The organism is Halorhodospira sp. M38, from assembly GCF_022227985.1.
GTDB classification, from domain to species: Bacteria; Pseudomonadota; Gammaproteobacteria; order Nitrococcales; family Halorhodospiraceae; genus Halorhodospira; species Halorhodospira halophila_A.
The window spans coordinates 81,908-100,055 of the sequence record NZ_JAJNQP010000005.1; the positions used below are offsets into that span (position 1 = coordinate 81,908).

The window sequence follows — 18,148 nt, forward strand, 5'->3', positions numbered from 1 at the left end:
GTTCGTCGCCATCGCTGGAGGAAGCCGCATGCCACCCATCGACCCCGCCACGCTCGACCTCGACGCCTCGGTGCGCAAGCGCCCGGAGGGCGCAGCCCTGAACGGCGGGGGCGAGGCCGGCGGGTTCCTTGAGGCGCTGCTGGCGAGTCCCGCGCTCAAGGAGGCGGGCCTTGATGAGGCTGACCTCAAGGGGCTGCTCGATGCCCTCGGCAGCAAGCTTGACGGCGAGGCCTTGCCGCTGGACGGCGAGGCACTGCCGGCCGAGCTGGAGGAGGTGGCGCCGGACCTGGATGAGCTCTCCGAGAAACTGCAGGCCGTCATGGACGCCCTGGCGGGGATGGGCGAAGGGGACGCCGAGCAGGCCTTGGCGGAGCTCGACCCGGCGCTGCTCGAAGAGCTGGGCAACGCCGACCCGCAGGAGCGTTCCAGCAAGCTCCAGGCGCTGCTGGAGGGCGAGACGGACAAGCTCGAGCGCCTTGAGGCGTGGCTGGAGGGCCAGCGTCAGCTGGCTGCCGAGCGTGCCGAGGTCCTGCAGGCGCTGGCCGAGCTGGAGGACGAGGGGCTCTCGGGCAAGGAGCTGGTGGCCGCGCTCCAGGAGCGCCTGGCCCATCTCGACGGCGCCGGTCTGGCCGCGGAACCCGCCGAAGAGCAGGTCGAAGAGCAGGCCGGGGAGCGTGGCCTGGCCGCCATTGCGGCCGCCACCACCGCGATGCTCTCCGGAGTCGGGGGGAGCGATGACGCCGAGAGCGCGCGCCAGGGCGCCCTCGGCGACCAGATCGCCCGGGAGCTGCGCGCCGGCGGTTTGCTTAACGCCGTCTCCGGCGGGCTGGACCCCGCCGGCGGCCAGAGCCCCGGTGGCCAGGGCGGGCAGACCGGCAGCGGTGAGCGGGGCGCCGCCGCCGAGGCGCTGCTGCAGGCATTGCAGTCGGGCCAGCGCGGGCGGGACGAGGGCGCCGCTCGTGGCGAGTTCAGCGGACTGCTGGCTGCCGCCCAGGGGCTGGAGGGCAGTCAGCGCGGCGGCGGCCTGCAGTTCACCGTGCAGCAGCCGGTGGGTCAACAGGGTTTCACCCCCGCTGTGGGCGAGCGGGTGGTGTGGATGGTCAACGAGAATGTCCAGCAGGCGCGGCTGCAGCTCAATCCGCCCGGCCTCGGCCCGCTGGACATCCAGGTCAACGTCGGTGACGAGCGCACCACGGTGAACATCACCACGCACAACGCGGCCACCCGCGAGGCCCTGGAGCAGGACCTGGAGCGGCTCAAGCAGTTCCTGGCCGACCAGGGTCAGGGGGAGGTGGACGTGAATATCTCCCAGGGCGACGGCGGTGACGACGAGACCGATCCCGACGGCGGTGAGTCCCTGCAGGCCGCCGAGTCAGAAGGCGAGGACACCGGGGAGGCCGCCGCAGCCGGCAGTAGCGGCCGCGGGCTGATCGACCACTACGCCTGAAGCCGCCCGCCCAGCCGCCCGGCAAGCAGGCGCAGCGGCGCCACGGCCGCCGCGATGCCCACCAGGACCGTGGCAAAGGGCAGATCCAGCGCCATGGCGGTGACGAACGCCGCGGTGTAGATCGCAGCGGCCAGCCCCGCCGCCCAGGCCACGGCGCGCCGCCATCCGCCCGCCAGGGCGAAGGCCAGCCAGGCCGGGATGAAGACCAGGGCGAAGGCGGCCATCACCCCCATCACCAGCGCCGTGATCGCCACTACCGCCGCGGCGATCAGATCGAAACCGAGCGTCACCGGCCACAGCGGCTTGCCGTTGGCGGCGTCGTGGCCGGGGAAGAGCTCGTGGCGCAGCAGCCGGCGCGAGATGATCGGCAGGAGCACGGCGGCGGCACCGGCGACGATCAGCGTCGCCCACAACTCCTCGGCACCGACGAAGTAGAGCTGCCCCTCCATCAGGTTCTCGCCGAGGAGCTTGGCGTGGTAGGTCATCGAGGCGCCGAGCATCATCGCCGCCCAACCGAAGAGGATCAGCCAGGCGTAGACGTCGTTGCCGGTTCGGTGCAGGGCGCCCTTGATCGCCACCGCCACGGCGCTCGCCGCCAGGGCCGCGGCCAGCGGCGGGGCGCCGAGCAGCAGGCCCGCCACGCCGCCGGCGCCGGCCAGGTGGGCGAAGCCCAGGGCGGCCAGCCACTCGCCGCGCAGGCGCAGGTAGAGCCCGACCACCGCCACCGCCACGGCGGCGGTCAGCCCGGCGAGGAACGGCAGACGGAACAGGGGGTCGAAGAGCAGTTCCATTACGCGGCCGTCTCCGTTCGCTGCAGATGCCCGCCCGGCTCCAGGGTGATCACCCGGTGGCAGACCTGGCGGATGAAGTCGGCGTCGTGGCTGATCACCAGCGCCCCGCGCCCGGCGTCCAGGCGATTCAGTCCCTCGATGAGCAGCTGCCGGCCACGGGCGTCCAGGTTGTTGGTGGGTTCATCGAGGAGCACCAGGGCCCCGGGGTGGCCGAGGACGGACCAGACCAGCAGGCTCTGGCGCTGCCCGCCGCTGAGGCGGTCGATGCGCCGGCGCAGTAGCGGCTGCAGCGGCTCGGGCAGGGTGGCGGGGTCGGCGCCCATCAGCGTCAGGAGCTCGTCGCCGCGCAGGGGCAGCTCGCCGCCCTGGTACGGGGCCTGGGACTGGCAGGCGATGCCGGCGCCGGCAGCCGTTTTGGCCTGGCCGCCGAAGCGCTGCGCCTGGCCGGTGAGGACACTGAGCACCGTGCTCTTGCCGCAGCCGTTGGGGCCGGCCAGGCCGATCACCTCGCCGGGGTGGACCTGCAGAGAAACCGGGCCGACCACCGGCTCGCCGTAGCCAGCCCGCAGCTGTTCGATCTCGAGAAGCGGTTGCGCCACGAGATGGATCCTTGTCGTGGGGAAGAACGACCCGGGCGGGACCGTGCCCCGTCCGGGTCGCGTCATGGTAAGGGGCGCGGGGGGGGGGGGGCCCCCCGGGGCCGGGGGGGGGGGCGGGGGGGCCCCGGCGCCCCCCCCGGGTCGGCTCAGGAGGCCGGCGAGGCGATGGCCTCGACCAGCTCGTCGATGACCGCGAAGTAGTCGTCGGCATCGCCATTCACCGGGACGTGGGTGGGCAGACTGTAGTAGGACCAGCCCAGCTCCCGCTCGATGAAGCGGGCCCCGTCCGCCGGCTGGAAGTCGGTGAACAGGGTCACGCCCCGCTCGTCCGCCAGCTCATTGACCAGCCGCCGCAGGTGGCGGGCCGTGGGCGGCACGCCGGGCAGCGGCTCCAGGTAGCCGTGCAGGGGCACGTCCAGGCGGTGCACCAGATAGTCGATGTCCGCGTGGAAGAGCAGCACCCCGGGGGCGTCGGCGACGCGCTCTTCCCAGCCGGGCAGACGCTCCTCGACGGCGGCCTGGAAGTCATCGGCATTGCTGTAGAAGTGCTCCGCGTGCTCCGGGGCCAGGTTGCCCAAGCGCGAGGCCAGGGCCTGACCCACCTCGGCCATGCGGACGGGGTCCAGGTAGACGTGGGGGTTGCCCGCCGGGTGGACATCACCCCGGGCACGGTCGGCGTGACCGGTCTGGCCGATCAGCTCCACCTGGGCGGCGGCCTCGAAGTAGCCGTCCTGGCCGATCTGCACGTCCGGGTTGTTGGCGCCGCGGATGGCGGCGGGCAGCCAGCCCTCCTCCAACTCGGCGCCCACCGAGACCACCAGGTCGGCCCCGCGCAGCGCGGCCATCATCGACGGCCGTGCCTCCAGGTAGTGGGCGTCGCGGTCCGGCGGGGCCATGGTGGTGACCTCCACATGCTCGCCGCCGACCTGCTGGGTGATCATGGCCATGTTGGTGGTGGTCGCGGCCACCTGCAGCCGCTCCGCTGCGGCGGGGCCGGCGGCGAGGGCGGTGGCGAGGACCGCGGTGGCAAGGATGCGCTTGAACATCATTCGACTCCCTTTGCGTTTGCGGCGCGGCGCGCTCAGAACGGATGGGCGCCGTGGGCGCCGAGGCTCAGGTTGTACTGGAGCATCGCCTGCCAGGCGTCTTCCCCGGATCCACCCGGCGAATCGGCAGCGAAATCCGAGTAATTGACCTGGGCTCGGATGTAGGAGAAGTGCGACGGGTAGAAGGTCACATTGGCCGAGTAGCGGTAGGAGGTGTCTAGATCCGCGTAGCCGTTGCCGTCATCCCGATCATGCCAGGCCTGGTTCTCGAGCAGGCCCAGGGCCTCGGCGCGGATGCCGGTACGCCAGCGCGGGGCAATCCCGTAGACGGCCTGCACGTAAAGGCCATCTTGTTTGAAACGGCCCGAGGTGCGATCAGCGGAAGCCGTGTCCCGTTGCCAGTATCCCTCTCCAGAATCGACTTCATCACGCTCAAAGTCGCTGTTGTAGTAATAGTAATCCGCGTCGATGTTCCGGTAGAAGTACTCGCCTTGGAGCGTCAGTTGGCCGGTGCCTTGGTAGCTGCCCGGCGGGTCGAACTTGTAGACCGCATCCAGGCCGGCGAACCAGGCATCGCCATCCCACGCTTCCACGCGGAGGCCCTCGCTATGTTCCTCTATTCGTTGCCAGGCCTGCGCATACCCGCCAGATATGCCGAATTGAGCGGCGTGGTTGAAGCCGAGATCCGGTCCCCACTTCGCGAACAGGGTGGCGAGACGGGGGGCGGTTGAGTCGGAGAAAGGCAAATCCAACTCTTCGGTCCTAAAGCGGCCCGGTTCGGTATCATCATTATCACTAGTGTTATCAATCCACCCTGGCTGGGTGCTGGTTTCCCCCTCGTAGGCCGCAATCCCGCTCGTCTCCCCCTCGAGGATCTCGGCACCGAACTTCAGGTAGGTCCGGGTGGGCGCCAGCCAGTTGAGCTGCGCGCCGATCTCCTGGATGCCGTGGTCGCCGAAGAGGTGCTCGCTGACCAGCGGGCGGTCGACGAAGTCCCACTCGTGGGGGTGCTGGCTGTTGATGTAGCCGACGTCGGAGAGGAAGCGGCCGGCCTTCACCTGCAGGCCCCAGGGCAGGCTGCGGGTGGTGAAGTACGCCTCCTCCAGGTCGATGTGGTCGGTGCCCTCGATGACCAGCATGGCGAAGGCGTCGAAGTAGGGGTCCACCGAGGCCTCGAAGGCGATCTCGGTCTCGCGCAGCTGGAAGCCGTCCTCGATGCCGTGGGCGTGGTCGTGGCCGTGACCGTGGCTGTGGCCCATGCCGAAGCCGCCGGGGTCATCGACGTGGCCGGAGAACTCGTTGCCGTACACGCCGTCCAAGATCACGGAGATGGACGGGTTCATCAGTGTGCCGGCGCCGATCTGCTCGCTGGAGGCGGTGGCCCGCTGCATCGGGCCGGGGTCGGCGCTGACGGTGGGTTCCGGTCCCTGCTCGACGGTGGGTTCGTCGGTGGGCGACTGGGCGTGGGCACTGCCGAGCAGCAGGGCTGCGCCGCCCAGACCGGTGGCCAGCAGGGCCGATCGGCGCCATTGGGCGTGGTATCGTGACATGTTCGGGCTCCCCTGGATTGAGTGACGCGCCGGGCGGTTGTGGCCGCTGTCGCGCTGCTGTGGTCAAGTTCCCGGCGCTGGTGGCCGATAGCACAAGAGAGTCCACAGCGGCCGCCTCCGGCGTCCAGTGCAATCTAGTTGCAAATGCAACAAGGCGTCAACAGGCGTCGCCGGCGGGTGATGCGGTAGCATGGGGAGTCGGCAGCAGCAGCGCCGGCGTCACGGCACAGTCAGTGCATTGATAGGGCACGGGGAGGCATACCAGTGCCGAAGATTGTCTACATATTCATGGGGATCATGGCGTTGATGATGGTCGTGACCATGGGCACCGTGGGGGCCCTGGCGTTCGGCTACATCACGCCGCCGGGCATGCATGCGGACGCAGAGCCCGACCTGGGGGATCCGCAGTACCTCAAGCTGGAGCCGCCTTTGACCGTCAATTTCGAGCGGGGTCAGCGGATCAGCTACCTGCAGGCCGAGGTCGAGGTCATGGCGCGCACCGACCAGGCGCTCGAGGGCGTGGAGCGGCACATGCCGGTGATCCGCAACAACCTGCTGATGCTCTTCGCTGATCAGAGCTTCGAGGCGCTCAACACCCGGGCCGGGCGCGAGGATCTGCGGCACGCCTCGCTCGAGGAGATCAACGACATCCTCGATGAGCGCGGGATCGAGGGCGAGGTCGAAGCGGTCTACTTCACCAGTTTCGTAATGCAGTAGCGGGCGGTCGTCATGTCGCAGCAGGATATCCTCAGCCAGGACGAGATCGACGCGCTCCTCCACGGGATCGACGACGGCGACGTCGACACCGAGGACGAAGAGGATACCGGCGAACTCCGGCCGTACACCTTTACCGCCGAGGAGCGCATCGTCCGGGGCCGGATGCCGACCCTGGAGATGATCAACGAGCGCTTCGGGCGGCTCTTTCGCATCGGCCTGTTCAACATGCTCCGCCGCACGCCGGAGGTCTCGGTCACCGGCGTGGAGATGATGAAGTTCGGCGAGTACGTCCATACCCTGTTCGTCCCCACCAGCCTGAACATCATCCGCGTGCCGCCGCTGCGCGGCTCCGGTCTGTTCGTGATCGACCCCAAGCTGGTCTTCCTGGTGGTGGACAACTTCTTCGGCGGCGGCGGGCACTTCTACCTCAAGGTGGAGGGGCGCGAGTTCACGCCTACCGAGCAGCGGGTTATCCGGCTGATGCTCGATCAGGCCTTCGACGACCTGCGCGAGGCGTGGAACCCGGTGCTCGGCGTGGACTTCGAGTACGTGAACATGGAGGTCAACCCGCAGTTCGCCAACATCGTCAGCCCCACCGAGGTGGTCGTCGTGAGCAAGTTCCACGTCGAGCTCGACGGCGGCGGTGGCGACATCCACGTGACCCTGCCGTACACCATGGTCGAGCCGATCCGCGAGATCCTCGACGCCGGCGTGCAGTCCGATCGCAACGACGTCGATGACCGCTGGGCCAAGGCGCTGCGCGAAGAGATGAAGACCGCTCCGGTGACCATGCACAGTACCCTGGCGCGCTCGGAGATCACCCTGCGCGATCTGATGCACCTCAAGGCCGGGGATGTGATCCCCATCGAGATGCCCGAGCGGGTGGTGGTCGAGGTCGAGGAGGTGCCAGTCTTCTACGGTACCTATGGGGTGTGCGAGGGCCATGCGGCGCTGCGCATTGACGAGAAGGTGCAGGCGCCGGAGCGCGAGACACTGCTGCCGGAGCGCGACCAGGTCCGCCGCGAGGAGCGCGAACGGGACGAGGAGCCGGTTCAGCAGCGCATCAACCGGCTCACCGCCGAGCAGCGCAGCGGCGCCGAGGAGTCCCACGAGGCGCCGGAGCGCCCCCAGAGCAGCCAGAGGGTGGATGAGTCATGAGTGACGAGAACGACCGGCCGTCGGCCGATGACGACTGGGCCGACGCCCTGGCCGAGCAGAAGGGGCAGGGCGAGCAGGAGGGAGAGCACATCGACGACGAGGCCCTGGCCGAGGAGTGGGCGGCCGCCATGGAGGAGGGCGCCGAGGCCACCGAGACGGCCGGTTCGGGCGGTCGGGAGAGCGGCCAGTCCGGCGCTGCCGAAAAAGGCGGCGGCGGCCGATCGGTGGATCTGGACGAGTTCGATCCGGCCGCCACGCGCGCCGCCGGCGAGGATGACCAGAACATCGATGTCATCCTCGACATCCCGGTGACGCTGTCCATGGAGATTGGCCGGACGCAGATCAGCATCCGCCACCTGCTCCAGCTCAACCAGGGCTCGGTGGTGGAGCTCGACCGCCTGGCCGGCGAGCCCCTGGACGTGATGGTCAACGGCACGCTGATCGCCCACGGCGAGGTGGTGGTCGTCAACGAGCGCTTCGGCATCCGCCTGACCGACGTCATCAGCCCGGCCGAGCGGGTGAAGAAGCTGCGCTGATGGCCCCTCGATCGCGCTCGTGGGTGACGTTCCTCCGGCGCTCGCGCCTGGCGGGGGCGGCGCTGGGCGTCAATCTGCTGGCGTTCTCGGCGCCGGCCGTGGCCGAGACCGTCCCTGGGGTCGAGGCCGAGGCCATCGTCCGGGTGATTGTCGCCCTGTTGGTGGTGCTGGCGGTGATTGTCGGGCTCTCCTGGCTGCTCCGGCGCTTCGGCGGCGGGGCCGTGGGCGGCACCGGGGCCATGCGTGTGCTCGGCTCGCTGCCGGTGGGCCAGCGCGAGCGCGTGGTGCTGGTTCAGGTGGGGGAGACCCAGCTGCTGCTCGGTGTAGCGCCCGGGCGGGTACAGACCTTGCATATACTGGAAACCCCAGTGACCGGCGTCGGCGGCGAGGCCGACGGCGGGCAGGGCGGCCCGTTCGCGGCGCGGCTGCGTCGCTTGATGCAGCAATCCGATCAGCAGTAGTCCATGCCCACACTCCGTATTCTGCTTCTCGTGGCGTTGTTTCTTTGCCCGGTGCTGGCCTACGGCCAGACCGGGCTGGAGGCGCTGACCATCGAGGAGACCGAGGACGGGCAGACCTGGAGCCTCAGCGTCCAGGTCCTCGTCCTCATGACCCTGCTGACGCTGCTGCCGGCGATGGTGCTGATGATGACCGCCTTTACGCGGATCATCGTCGTCCTTGCCATCCTGCGCCAGGCGCTCGGCACCGCCTCGACGCCGTCGAACCAGGTGCTCATCGGGCTGGCCCTGTTCCTGACCCTGTTCGTGATGATGCCGGTCTTCGACGAGATCAACGAGACCGCGCTGCAGCCGTACATGGCCGAGGAGATGAACGCCGAGCAGGCGCTGGAGCAGGCCAGCGAGCCGATGCGCGAGTTCATGATCCGCCAGACCCGCGAGGACGACATCGCCCTGTTCCTGCGCATCGCCGACTACGGCGAGGTGGACAGCCCGGACGACGTGCCCATGTCGGTGCTGATCCCGGCATTCATGACCAGCGAGCTGAAGACCGCCTTCATCATCGGCTTCGTGCTCTATCTGCCGTTCCTGGTCATCGACCTGGTGGTGGCCAGCACGCTGATGTCCATGGGCATGCTGATGCTCTCGCCGATGATCATCTCGCTGCCGTTCAAGATCATGCTCTTCGTCCTGGTCGATGGCTGGTCACTGGTGATGGGCACCCTGGCGTCCAGTTTCTTCCTGTGACCGCCCGGGTGCCCCGCCGGGCGGCAAGACCTTGCCGCCCGGCGGCAATGGCGGGGCGCCGAACGGCAAAAAGCTGCCGGCCCGGCCGGAGCCGGTCGGCCGGTGCCGGCCGCTAGCGGCAAGCCTTTAATGGAGGTTGTCTATGACACCCGAGCGGGCGATTCAGCTGGGCACGGACGCGCTCACCGTGGCCACGCTCCTGGCCGGGCCGATCCTGTTGGCGGCGCTGATCATCGGCCTGATCGTCGGCATGTTCCAGGCGGCCACGCAGATCAACGAGCAGACCCTCTCCTTCGTGCCCAAGCTCGCCGGCTTGGCGGTGGTGCTGTTCCTGCTCACGCCGTGGATGACCCAGGTCCTGACCGACTTCACCGAGGGGCTCATCCGCAGCATCCCGGAGATCCTGCGCTGAATGGAGATCAGCAGCGCCGAAGCGGCCGCGTGGGTGGGTACCTTCATGTACCCGCTGATGCGCATCGGGGCGGCGGCCCTGGTGGCGCCGGTGTTCGGCAACGACATGATCCCGCTGCAGGTGCGGGTGTTCATCGGCGTGGCCCTGACCATCGCCGTGCTTCCGGCGGTGGGCGAGGTGCCCCCGGTGGATCCCCTCTCGGCGGACGGCCTGCTGATCGCCGTCCAAGAGGTGCTGGTGGGGCTGACCATCGGCATGATCCTGGCCCTGGCGCTGAACACGGCGGTGATCGCCGGTGAGAGCATTGCCCTGGCCATGGGGCTGGGTTTTGCCACCATGGTGGACCCGCAGACGGGCATGTCGGTGCCGGTGATCTCCCAGCTGCTGCTGACCATCGTCACGCTGCTCTTCCTCGCCGTCGGCGGACACCTGATGCTGATCCAGCTGCTGGCAGACAGCTTCGCGGCGGTGCCTATCGGCGAGATCGCCCTGGATCGGGACGTGTTCTGGGGTGTCGCGGCCTGGGGGACGCAGATGTACGCGGGTGCCGTACTCATCGCGCTGCCGTTGGTCACCGTCCTGCTGGTCATCAACCTCTCGCTGGGCGTGATGACCCGCGCCGCGCCGCAGATGAACGTCTTCTCCGTCGGTCTGCCGCTGACCATCCTGGTCGGCGGCGTCCTGATGCCCATCCTGGTCCTGCCGGCGCTGCCGGCGCGCATGGCCATGATGTGGAGCGAGGCGTACAACACCATCGGATCGTTGCTCGGTACACCGGGGATCGGGGGGTAGGCCGTGGCCCAGGAGAGCGAAGACGGGCAGGAAAAAACCGAGGATCCGACCCCGAAACGGCGCGAGGAATCGCGCAAGAAGGGGCAGATCCCGCGCTCGCGGGAGCTGACCACCATGCTGGTGCTGCTGGTGGCCGCCGGCGCGCTGCTGGCGCTCGGTCCCTTCATGGGCGGTCAGCTGACGTCGCTGCTCGAGTGGTCATTCACCATTGATCGTAGCCACATCTACGACCCGGGGATGGTCATCGAGCGGCTGCACGAGGCGCTCGGGCGGGGGTTGCTCACGGTGCTGCCGTTCATCGCCGTGATGCTGCTCGCCGCGCTGATCGCCCCCACCGCCCTGGGCGGGTGGAGTTTCTCCTTTCACCCGATGCAGCCCAAGCCCGAGAAGCTCAGCCCCATCAAGGGGTTTCAGCGCATGTTCGGGACCAAGGCGGCGGTGGAGCTGGGCAAGGCCCTGGGCAAGGTGCTGGTCATCGGCGGCACCGCCGTCGGGCTGTTTGTCCTCTTCTGGGACAACTTCTACACCATGAGCCGGGCCCCCCTCGAGCCCTCCATGGCCGAGGGCATGCGGCTGTTCTACATCTTCTTCTTCCTGCTGGCACTGTCGATGCTGGTGGTGGTGGCCATCGACATCCCCTACCAGATCTACGACCACACCCAGAAGATCCGCATGACCCGCCAGGAGGTTAAAGAGGAGTTCAAGCAGACCGAGGGCAAGCCGGAGGTCAAGCAGCGGGTCCGCGAGCAGCAGCGGGAGATGACCAACCGGCGGATGATGGAGCAGGTCCCCGATGCCGATGTGGTCATCACCAACCCGGCCCACTACGCTGTCGCGCTCAAGTACGATCAGTCGTCTATGCGTGCGCCCACGGTGGTGGCCAAGGGCGCCGACCTGCTTGCTGCGCGCATCCGCCAGATCGCCGAGGAGAACGACATCCTGATCTTCCAGGCCCCGCCGCTGGCACGGGCCTTGTATCATTCCGCCGATCTGGACCAGGAGATCCCGGGCGCGCTTTACTTCGCCGTCGCCCAGGTGCTGGCCTACGTCTACCAGTTCCAGGCCGCGCAGCGCCGCGGCTGGACGCCGCCGCAGCGGCCCGAGCCGGAGGTTCCGTCGGGCTACGACGCCGGCGGCGGTGCACCATCCGATGAGCCAGGAGGGGATAGCCGCCGATGAATTCGGCCATCGCCGATCAGATCCGCAGCCTCGGCTCCCGGGGGCTGGGTACGCCGCTGCTGGTCATTGCCCTGTTGGCGATGATGATCGTGCCCCTGCCGCCGCTGGCGCTGGACATGCTGTTCACCTTTAACATCGTCCTGTCGCTGTCGATCCTCCTGGTCACCGTCTACATCATGCGGCCGCTGGAGTTCGCGGTTTTCCCGACGATCCTGCTGGTGGCCACGCTGCTGCGCCTGGCGCTGAACATCGCCTCGACGCGGATCATCCTCCTCGACGGTCATACCGGCACCGACGCGGCGGGCAACGTCATCCAGTCGTTCGGCGAGTTCGTCGTTGGCGCCAACTACGTGGTCGGCTTCGTGGTCTTCGCCATCCTGGTGATCATCAACTTCGTCGTGGTCACCAAGGGCGCCGGGCGCATCTCCGAGGTCTCGGCGCGCTTCACCCTGGATGCGCTGCCCGGCAAGCAGATGGCCATCGACGCCGACCTCAACGCCGGGATCATCAGCCAGGAGGAGGCGCGCAACCGGCGCCAGGAGGTGGCGCAGGAGGCCGACTTCTACGGCTCCATGGACGGTGCCGCCAAGTTCGTCCGCGGTGACGCGATCGCCGGCATCCTGATCCTGCTGATCAATATCGTCGGCGGGCTGATCATCGGCATGACCCAGCACGGCATGCCGGCCGACGAGGCCGCCCGCAACTACACCCTGCTGACCATCGGCGACGGCCTGGTGGCGCAGATCCCCTCGCTGGTGCTCTCCAGCGCGACGGCCATCCTGGTCACCCGCCGCTCGGATACGCGGCGGATGACCGACGACATCATGGAGCAGCTGTTCAGCAACCCGCGGGTGCTCTGGGTCGTCGCCGGGATCATCGGCCTGCTTGGTCTGGCGCCGGGGCTGCCGCCGGTGCCGTTTCTCTTCTTCGCCGGGCTGTGCGCGCTGGGGGCGTGGTACGCCGGCAGGCGCGAGGCCGAGGCGGCCGCCGCGGCTCAGCAGCCCGCGGCATCCGAGCAGGCCGATGCCGAGCGGGAGGACCCCGAGCAGAAAGAGCTCACCTGGGACGACGTGCCCCCGGTGGACCCGGTGGGCCTGGAAGTGGGTTACGGCCTGATCCCGCTGGTCGACCGCAATCAGGGCGGGCAGCTGCTGACCCGGATCAAGGGGGTGCGCAAGAAGCTCTCCCAGGACCTGGGCTTCCTGGTCCAGCCGGTGCACATCCGCGACAACCTCGATCTGGGACCCAACGTCTACCGGGTCAGCATCCACGGCGTACCCGTGGCCGAGGGCGACGTGCAGCCCGGCCGCGAGCTGGCCATCAACCCCGGGACGGTCCACGGCGAGCTCTCCGGGACGCCGACCAAGGATCCGGCCTTCGGTCTCGACGCGGTGTGGATCGAGCCGTCGCAGCACGATTACGCGCAGACCCTGGGCTACACGGTGGTGGACGCCAGCACGGTGATCGCCACCCATCTCTCCCAGGAGGTGCAGCGCAACGCCCATCAGCTCTTCGGCCACGAGGAGGCGCAGAAGCTGCTCGACATGCTCGGCCAGAGCCAGCCCAAGCTGGTCGAGGAGCTGGTGCCCAACACCCTGAGCCTGTCCACGGTGGTCAAGGTGCTGCAGAATCTGCTCGAGGAGGGCGTGCCCATCCGGGACATGCGCTCCATCGTCGAGGCGCTGGCCGAGCACGGGCAGAAGACCAAGGACCCGGGGCAGCTGACTCAGCACGTGCGCGAAGCGCTCAGCCGCATGATCGTCCAGGAGATCGTCGGCATGCAGCGCGAGGTGCCGGTGATCACCCTGGAGCCGCAGCTGGAACAACTCTTGCTTAATTCCGTGCAGGGTGCCGGGGACGGGGGCGGCGGCATCGAGCCCGGGCTGGCCGAGCGCATGCAGCGCTCGATCGCCCAGGCGGCGGAGCGTCAAGAAGCCGCCGGTCAGCCCGCCGTATTGCTGACGTCACCGCCGCTGCGCCACTGGCTGCGGCGGCTGTCCCGCAACGTGGCGTCGGGGCTTTACGTCCTGTCCTACAACGAGGTCCCGGATGACCGGCAGGTGCGCATCATCGCCAACGTCGGTCAGGGGCAGGAGGAATCGGGCAAGCAGGGGTAACGCACCATGCGAATCAAGCGAATCTTCGCCGCCAATACCCGCGAGGCGCTGCGCAAGGTCAAGGAGCAGCACGGCCCGGATGCCGTGGTGATCTCGTCGCGCAATGTCGACGGCGGCGTCGAGGTGATCTCGGCGGTGGACTACGACGAGCGCGCCGTTCAGGCGGCGGCCCGCGCGCAGGATCCGCGGGCCGCCGAGATCCCGCCCCTGGACGGCTCGCCGGGCCCGCGCCCCGGTGAGCCGGACCTGCCCGCCGCCGAGGACGAGCCGTCCGGGCAGGCGGAGCCGGCCGAGGATGAGGCCGGCCGTGCTCGCGAGGCGGCACTGGCCCGCCTGCGCAGTCTGCGCGCCGGTGGTGCGGTGGCCGACGACGCCCTGCCGCAGCGTGAGGGGGGCGGCCCGTCCCGCGGGCGGCCGCGCATCGACACCGGCGCGGCGGAGCGGGCCCGCGCCAACGCGGCCGCCCATCGCAGTTCCGGCCAGGAGCGCAGCGGCGGCGAGCGCCGCGAGCCGCGTATCGATCTGCGCGTCGGCGGCGCCGACGAGGACGCCGAACTCTTCGACGCCCTCAGCCGCGAGCACCAGGAGGTGGAGCGCAAGCGCGCCGAGCAGCCGCGACGCGAGCCGGCCTCCCGGCCGGCGCGTGGTCGGGGCGGGGCGGCCAGCGGCGGCGAGCCCGGTGGCGACCGGGGCCAGGGGCTCGGCGGGGTCGAGCACGCCGCCGCCATGGGGGCCGCCGCCGAGGCGGCCAGCGCCGGCAACCAGGAGGGCCCGTCTACCGGGGGTGGCTCCGGTGCGAGCCGCCGTCGCGTCGAGGAGGAGCCGGCCTTCCAGGAGATGCGCGAGGAGATCCGCACCCTGCGCAGCCTCTTCGAGAACCAGCTCTCGCTGCTCGAGTGGAACCGCATGGGTCACCGCCACCCGGCCCGAGCCACGGTGATCAAACGGCTCACGGATCTCGGCATGGGCACCGAAGTCAGCCGCAAGCTGGCCGATCACATTGGCGGCGACGAGAACCCCGACACCGCCTTCCGCAAGGCGCTGGCCCTGATCGCCCGGCACCTGCCCATCGCCGGCGACGAGATCGTCGACCGCGGCGGGGTCTACGCCCTGGTCGGCCCCACCGGCGTCGGCAAGACCACCACGGTGGCCAAGCTGGCGGCGCGCTACGCCCTGCGCCACGGCCGCGAGCAGGTGGCACTGGTGAGCACCGACAACTACCGGGTCGGCGCCCAGGACCAGCTGCTGACCTACGCCCGCATCCTCGATGTGCCCGTCTACACCGCCACCAACCGCCATGAGCTGCGGACCATCGTCGACGATCTGATGGACCGCGGCCTGGTGCTCATCGACACCGTGGGCATGAGCCAGCGCGACGTGCGTTTGGCCGAGCAGTTCAAGACCTTGGGCAGCGCCGAGGGGCTGGTGAAGACCTACCTGGTGCTCTCAGCGGCCACCCAGATGGCGACGCTGACCGAATCGGTCAGCGCCTTCGCCGGCGCCGAGCCGGTGGGCTGCATCTTCACCAAGGTCGACGAGGCCTCCAGCCTGGGCGGGGCGATGACCTGCGCCCTGCGCACCAAGCTGCCTATCGCCTATCTGGCCGTGGGGCAGCGGGTGCCGGAAGACCTTCAGGCGGCCAGGGGTGATACACTCGTGCACCGGGCGTGTGCGCTGCTGGACGAGCACGTTCAGGAGGCCGACGAGGAAGCCCTGGCATTGGCTCTCGGTGGGGGAGGCGCATGTTCCTGACAGAGCCAGGCCTCGATCAGGCGGCGGGGTTGCGCAGGATGGCGAAAACCAGACCGGTCAAGGTGGTCGCCGTCACCGGCGGCAAAGGCGGGGTCGGCAAGACCAACGTCTCCGTGAATCTGGCCACTGCGCTCAGTCGCATGGGCCAGGAGGTGATGCTCTTCGACGCCGACCTGGGGCTGGCCAACGTCGACGTGGCCCTGGGCCTGTCGCCCAAGCTCAACCTCTCCCACGTGCTCGCCGGCGAGGCGAGCCTCGATGAGGTCCTCGTCGAGGCCCCCGGCGGCTTTACCATCGTGCCCGCCTCTTCGGGCACCCAGCGCATGGCCGAGCTCACCGCCGCCGAGCACGCCGGGCTGATCCGCTGCTTCAGCGAGCTCCAGCGCGAGGTGGATGTGCTGCTCGTCGACACCGCGGCGGGCATCTCCGAGAGCGTGGTCAGCTTCGTGCGCGCCTGCCGCGAACTGGTCATCGTCGCCTGCAATGAGCCCTCGTCGATCACCGATGCCTACGCCCTGATCAAGGTCCTCAACCGCTACGGGGTCGAGCGCTTCCACCTGGTCGCCAACCGCGTGCGCAGCCGCCGCGAGGGGCAGATGCTGCACCAGAAGCTGGCCGTGGCCACCGAGCGCTTCCTCGACCTGAACCTGGACTTCATCGGCGCCATCCCGGAGGATGATCGCCTACGCCGGGCGGTGCAGAAGCAGCAGCCGGTGGTCGAGACCTACCCGAACAGCCCCTCGGCGCGGGCGTTCGGTGATCTGGCGCGGCGAATCGACGCGTGGCCGACCCCCTCGGGGGCCACCGGGAACCTGGAGTTCTTCGTCGAGCGACTGATCGAATACAGCAGCATGGGGGGAGAGGTGACCTGATGAATGGTCACGCGATGTACACCGCGGTGGCACAGCAGGGCGACGAGGATCTGGTCACCCGCCACGCCTCGCTGGTCAAGCGGATCGCCCACCATCTGGCTAGCCGCCTGCCGCCGAGCGTGCAGCTCGAGGACCTGATCCAGGCCGGTATGATCGGCCTGCTCGAGGCGGCGCGCCAGTACGACTCCTCCCAGGGGGCGAGCTTCCAGACCTACGCCGGCATCCGCATCCGCGGCGCCATGCTCGACGAGATGCGCCGGCTCGACTGGACGCCGCGTTCGGTCCACCGCAAGGGCCGCGAGGTGGCCGAAGCCATCCGCAGCATCGAGCACCGGACCGGGCGGGATGCCCGCGACCACGAGGTGGCCGAGGCCCTGGGGATCTCGGTGGCGGAATACCACAATATCCTGCAGGATGTGTCCTCGGCGAAGGTCTTCAGCATCGACCAGGAGGACCCGGGCACCGGCGAGCCCCACGAGCCCGCCGGGCACGACCCCGGCCCCCTGGCCATGCTGCAGGACGAGGCGTTCCAGGGCGAGCTGGCCGAGGCGATCCGGGAGTTGCCCGAGCGCGAGCGCCTGGTCATGGCGCTCTACTACGATGAGGAACTCAACCTGCGTGAGATCGGCGAGGTGCTCGGGGTCTCGGAGTCGCGGGTCAGCCAGATCCACGGCCGGATCATGCTCAAGCTGCGCAACCGTCTCGGGGAGTGGCGGCGCGAGCAGCAGGAACGAACGGCGTAGCACGGCTTTGGCAAGGCCTCGAGATAGGGGGGCAATGTGGCAGCGGACAAGAACATGAAGATCCTCGTTGTGGACGATTTCTCCACGATGAGGCGGATCATCAAGAACCTGTTGCGCGAACTCGGCTACAACAACGTGGTCGAGGCCGACGACGGCAACACGGCGCTGCCCATCCTGCAGAAGGGCGGGATCGACTTTCTGATCACCGACTGGAACATGCCGGGCATGACCGGTCTGGAACTGCTCAAGCACGTCCGTGCCGACGCCAATCTCAAGGACCTGCCCACGCTGATGGTCACCGCCGAGGCCAAGCGCGAGCAGATCATGGAGGCGGCGCAGGCCGGGGTGAACGGCTACATCGTCAAGCCCTTCACCGCGGCGACGCTGCGCGAGAAGATCGACAAGATCTTCGAGCGGGTCCAGGCAGGCGGGGGATGAGCAGCATGCGCCGGGAGCAGGGCAGCAGCGGCGCCGACCTCGAGGCGTACCGCCGCGCCGCGCAGCAGTTACTGGAGCACGTCGACGCCGGGGACAGCGAGGGTGCCCAGACGGTCATCGACGACCTGACCCACCTGCGGGAGACCGAGCTCTTCCGCGAGCTGGGGACGCTGACCCGGGATCTGCATGAGGCGATCAAGGCGTTCAACTACGACGAGCGCCTGGCCGATATCACCTCCCAGGAGATCCCCGATGCCCGCGAGCGCCTGAACTACGTCATCACGATGACCGAGCAGGCCGCCCACCGCACCCTGACGGTGATCGAGGGCAGTGCGCCGCTGGCGCAGGAGCTGGCCGAGGAGGGGGCACGGCTGGCGGAGCGCTGGCAGGCCTTCCAGCGCCGCGAGCTCAATGTCGAGGACTTCCGCGAGCTCTCCCGCGAGCTGGATGGCTTCCTCAACCGGGTCCAGGCAGACAGCCGGCAGATCAGCGATCAGCTCAACGAGGCGTTGATGGCCCAGGACTACCAGGACCTGACCGGGCAGATCATCCGCAAGGTCATCGCCCTGGTCGAGGAGGTCGAGTCGAACCTGGTCCAGCTGGTGCGCATCTCCGGGCAGCGCTTCGAGGAGGAAGGCCAGCAGCCCTCCACCCGGCCGGCCGAGGACGCCGAGGTGGCCAGCGAGCGGATGCGCCGCGGCGAGGGGCCGACCATGCCCGGCAAGGGTGGCGACGACGTGGTCAGCGGGCAGGACGAAGTGGACGATCTCCTGTCGAGCCTGGGGTTTTAGCCC

Annotated in this window: 18 protein-coding genes and 1 pseudogene; 15 read left to right on the forward strand and 4 right to left on the reverse strand. The window is 69.0% G+C overall.

Annotated features, from left to right (window positions below; genetic code table 11):
- The first annotated feature begins 28 nt into the window (after positions 1-28).
- Positions 29-1,447, forward strand: a complete 1,419-nt coding sequence (locus tag LRA98_RS05070; protein ID WP_238634224.1) for a flagellar hook-length control protein FliK — start codon at positions 29-31, stop codon at positions 1,445-1,447.
- Here the strand turns inward: LRA98_RS05070 and LRA98_RS05075 are convergent.
- From LRA98_RS05075 to LRA98_RS05090, 4 genes are all read right to left on the reverse strand, one after another.
- Positions 1,438-2,238 carry a metal ABC transporter permease gene (locus tag LRA98_RS05075; protein WP_238634225.1) on the reverse strand — a complete coding sequence of 267 codons (801 nt, stop codon included), beginning with the start codon at positions 2,236-2,238 and terminating at the stop codon, positions 1,438-1,440. The genes LRA98_RS05070 and LRA98_RS05075 overlap by 10 nt on opposite strands.
- Positions 2,238-2,837 (reverse strand): ATP-binding cassette domain-containing protein, encoded by a 600-nt coding sequence (locus LRA98_RS05080; protein WP_238634226.1) that lies wholly within the window; start codon positions 2,835-2,837, stop codon positions 2,238-2,240. Before LRA98_RS05080 ends, LRA98_RS05075 begins: the two co-directional genes overlap by 1 nt.
- 146 nt (positions 2,838-2,983) lie before the next feature.
- Positions 2,984-3,883 carry a metal ABC transporter substrate-binding protein gene (locus LRA98_RS05085; protein ID WP_238633583.1) on the reverse strand — a complete coding sequence of 300 codons (900 nt, stop codon included), beginning with the start codon at positions 3,881-3,883 and terminating at the stop codon, positions 2,984-2,986.
- A 35-nt stretch (positions 3,884-3,918) separates the two neighbouring features.
- Positions 3,919-5,433 carry a zinc-regulated TonB-dependent outer membrane receptor gene (locus tag LRA98_RS05090; RefSeq protein ID WP_238633584.1) on the reverse strand — a complete coding sequence of 505 codons (1,515 nt, stop codon included), beginning with the start codon at positions 5,431-5,433 and terminating at the stop codon, positions 3,919-3,921.
- A 264-nt stretch (positions 5,434-5,697) separates the two neighbouring features.
- Between LRA98_RS05090 and LRA98_RS05095 the strand changes: the two genes are divergently transcribed.
- From LRA98_RS05095 to LRA98_RS05160, 14 genes and pseudogenes are all read left to right on the forward strand, one after another.
- Positions 5,698-6,150, forward strand: coding sequence for a flagellar basal body-associated FliL family protein (locus tag LRA98_RS05095; protein ID WP_201168495.1), 453 nt, complete (start codon positions 5,698-5,700; stop codon positions 6,148-6,150).
- 12 nt (positions 6,151-6,162) lie between these two features.
- Positions 6,163-7,125 (forward strand): annotated as a pseudogene (gene fliM / locus LRA98_RS05100) (flagellar motor switch protein FliM); the annotation flags it as partial.
- 179 nt (positions 7,126-7,304) lie between these two features.
- A complete protein-coding gene (fliN, locus tag LRA98_RS05105) occupies positions 7,305-7,844 on the forward strand; it encodes a flagellar motor switch protein FliN (RefSeq protein ID WP_201168489.1) in 540 nt (179 codons plus the stop codon).
- Entirely contained in the window at positions 7,844-8,305 is a 462-nt protein-coding gene (gene fliO / locus LRA98_RS05110) for a flagellar biosynthetic protein FliO (protein WP_201242400.1), read from the forward strand. The genes fliN and fliO overlap by 1 nt, the downstream gene beginning before the upstream one ends.
- A gap of 3 nt (positions 8,306-8,308) precedes the next feature.
- Positions 8,309-9,049, forward strand: coding sequence for a flagellar type III secretion system pore protein FliP (fliP, locus tag LRA98_RS05115; protein WP_201168483.1), 741 nt, complete (start codon positions 8,309-8,311; stop codon positions 9,047-9,049).
- Positions 9,050-9,191: 142 nt separating this feature from the next.
- On the forward strand, positions 9,192-9,461 hold the full coding sequence (gene fliQ / locus LRA98_RS05120) for a flagellar biosynthesis protein FliQ (protein WP_201168480.1): 270 nt from the start codon (positions 9,192-9,194) through the stop codon (positions 9,459-9,461).
- Positions 9,462-10,253, forward strand: coding sequence for a flagellar biosynthetic protein FliR (fliR, locus tag LRA98_RS05125; RefSeq protein ID WP_201168477.1), 792 nt, complete (start codon positions 9,462-9,464; stop codon positions 10,251-10,253).
- A gap of 3 nt (positions 10,254-10,256) precedes the next feature.
- Positions 10,257-11,432 carry a flagellar biosynthesis protein FlhB gene (gene flhB, locus LRA98_RS05130; protein WP_238633585.1) on the forward strand — a complete coding sequence of 392 codons (1,176 nt, stop codon included), beginning with the start codon at positions 10,257-10,259 and terminating at the stop codon, positions 11,430-11,432.
- A complete protein-coding gene (gene flhA, locus LRA98_RS05135; protein ID WP_238633586.1) occupies positions 11,429-13,549 on the forward strand; it encodes a flagellar biosynthesis protein FlhA in 2,121 nt (706 codons plus the stop codon). Before flhB ends, flhA begins: the two co-directional genes overlap by 4 nt.
- A gap of 6 nt (positions 13,550-13,555) precedes the next feature.
- Positions 13,556-15,301 (forward strand): flagellar biosynthesis protein FlhF, encoded by a 1,746-nt coding sequence (flhF, locus tag LRA98_RS05140; protein WP_238633587.1) that lies wholly within the window; start codon positions 13,556-13,558, stop codon positions 15,299-15,301.
- Between the two features lie 38 nt (positions 15,302-15,339).
- Positions 15,340-16,173, forward strand: a complete 834-nt coding sequence (locus LRA98_RS05145; RefSeq protein WP_274519788.1) for a MinD/ParA family protein — start codon at positions 15,340-15,342, stop codon at positions 16,171-16,173.
- Positions 16,173-16,916 (forward strand): RNA polymerase sigma factor FliA, encoded by a 744-nt coding sequence (locus LRA98_RS05150; protein WP_201168468.1) that lies wholly within the window; start codon positions 16,173-16,175, stop codon positions 16,914-16,916. The genes LRA98_RS05145 and LRA98_RS05150 overlap by 1 nt, the downstream gene beginning before the upstream one ends.
- A gap of 54 nt (positions 16,917-16,970) precedes the next feature.
- Entirely contained in the window at positions 16,971-17,354 is a 384-nt protein-coding gene (gene cheY / locus LRA98_RS05155; RefSeq protein WP_201168465.1) for a chemotaxis response regulator CheY, read from the forward strand.
- Between the two features lie 5 nt (positions 17,355-17,359).
- On the forward strand, positions 17,360-18,145 hold the full coding sequence (locus tag LRA98_RS05160) for a protein phosphatase CheZ (protein ID WP_201168690.1): 786 nt from the start codon (positions 17,360-17,362) through the stop codon (positions 18,143-18,145).
- Positions 18,146-18,148 lie beyond the last annotated feature (3 nt).

Excerpts from the sequence above, each read along its gene's own strand:
- LRA98_RS05070 (WP_238634224.1), top strand. The coding sequence starts at position 29 with ATGCCACCCATCGACCCCGCCACGCTCGACCTCGACGCCTCGGTGCGC.
- LRA98_RS05075 (WP_238634225.1), bottom strand. The coding sequence starts at position 2,238 with ATGGAACTGCTCTTCGACCCCCTGTTCCGTCTGCCGTTCCTCGCCGGG.
- LRA98_RS05085 (WP_238633583.1), bottom strand. The coding sequence starts at position 3,883 with ATGTTCAAGCGCATCCTTGCCACCGCGGTCCTCGCCACCGCCCTCGCC.
- LRA98_RS05090 (WP_238633584.1), bottom strand. The coding sequence starts at position 5,433 with ATGTCACGATACCACGCCCAATGGCGCCGATCGGCCCTGCTGGCCACC.
- fliN (WP_201168489.1), top strand. The coding sequence starts at position 7,305 with ATGAGTGACGAGAACGACCGGCCGTCGGCCGATGACGACTGGGCCGAC.
- fliO (WP_201242400.1), top strand. The coding sequence starts at position 7,844 with ATGGCCCCTCGATCGCGCTCGTGGGTGACGTTCCTCCGGCGCTCGCGC.
- fliP (WP_201168483.1), top strand. The coding sequence starts at position 8,309 with ATGCCCACACTCCGTATTCTGCTTCTCGTGGCGTTGTTTCTTTGCCCG.
- fliQ (WP_201168480.1), top strand. The coding sequence starts at position 9,192 with ATGACACCCGAGCGGGCGATTCAGCTGGGCACGGACGCGCTCACCGTG.
- fliR (WP_201168477.1), top strand. The coding sequence starts at position 9,462 with ATGGAGATCAGCAGCGCCGAAGCGGCCGCGTGGGTGGGTACCTTCATG.
- flhA (WP_238633586.1), top strand. The coding sequence starts at position 11,429 with ATGAATTCGGCCATCGCCGATCAGATCCGCAGCCTCGGCTCCCGGGGG.
- flhF (WP_238633587.1), top strand. The coding sequence starts at position 13,556 with ATGCGAATCAAGCGAATCTTCGCCGCCAATACCCGCGAGGCGCTGCGC.
- LRA98_RS05145 (WP_274519788.1), top strand. The coding sequence starts at position 15,340 with ATGGCGAAAACCAGACCGGTCAAGGTGGTCGCCGTCACCGGCGGCAAA.
- LRA98_RS05150 (WP_201168468.1), top strand. The coding sequence starts at position 16,173 with ATGAATGGTCACGCGATGTACACCGCGGTGGCACAGCAGGGCGACGAG.
- cheY (WP_201168465.1), top strand. The coding sequence starts at position 16,971 with ATGAAGATCCTCGTTGTGGACGATTTCTCCACGATGAGGCGGATCATC.
- LRA98_RS05160 (WP_201168690.1), top strand. The coding sequence starts at position 17,360 with ATGCGCCGGGAGCAGGGCAGCAGCGGCGCCGACCTCGAGGCGTACCGC.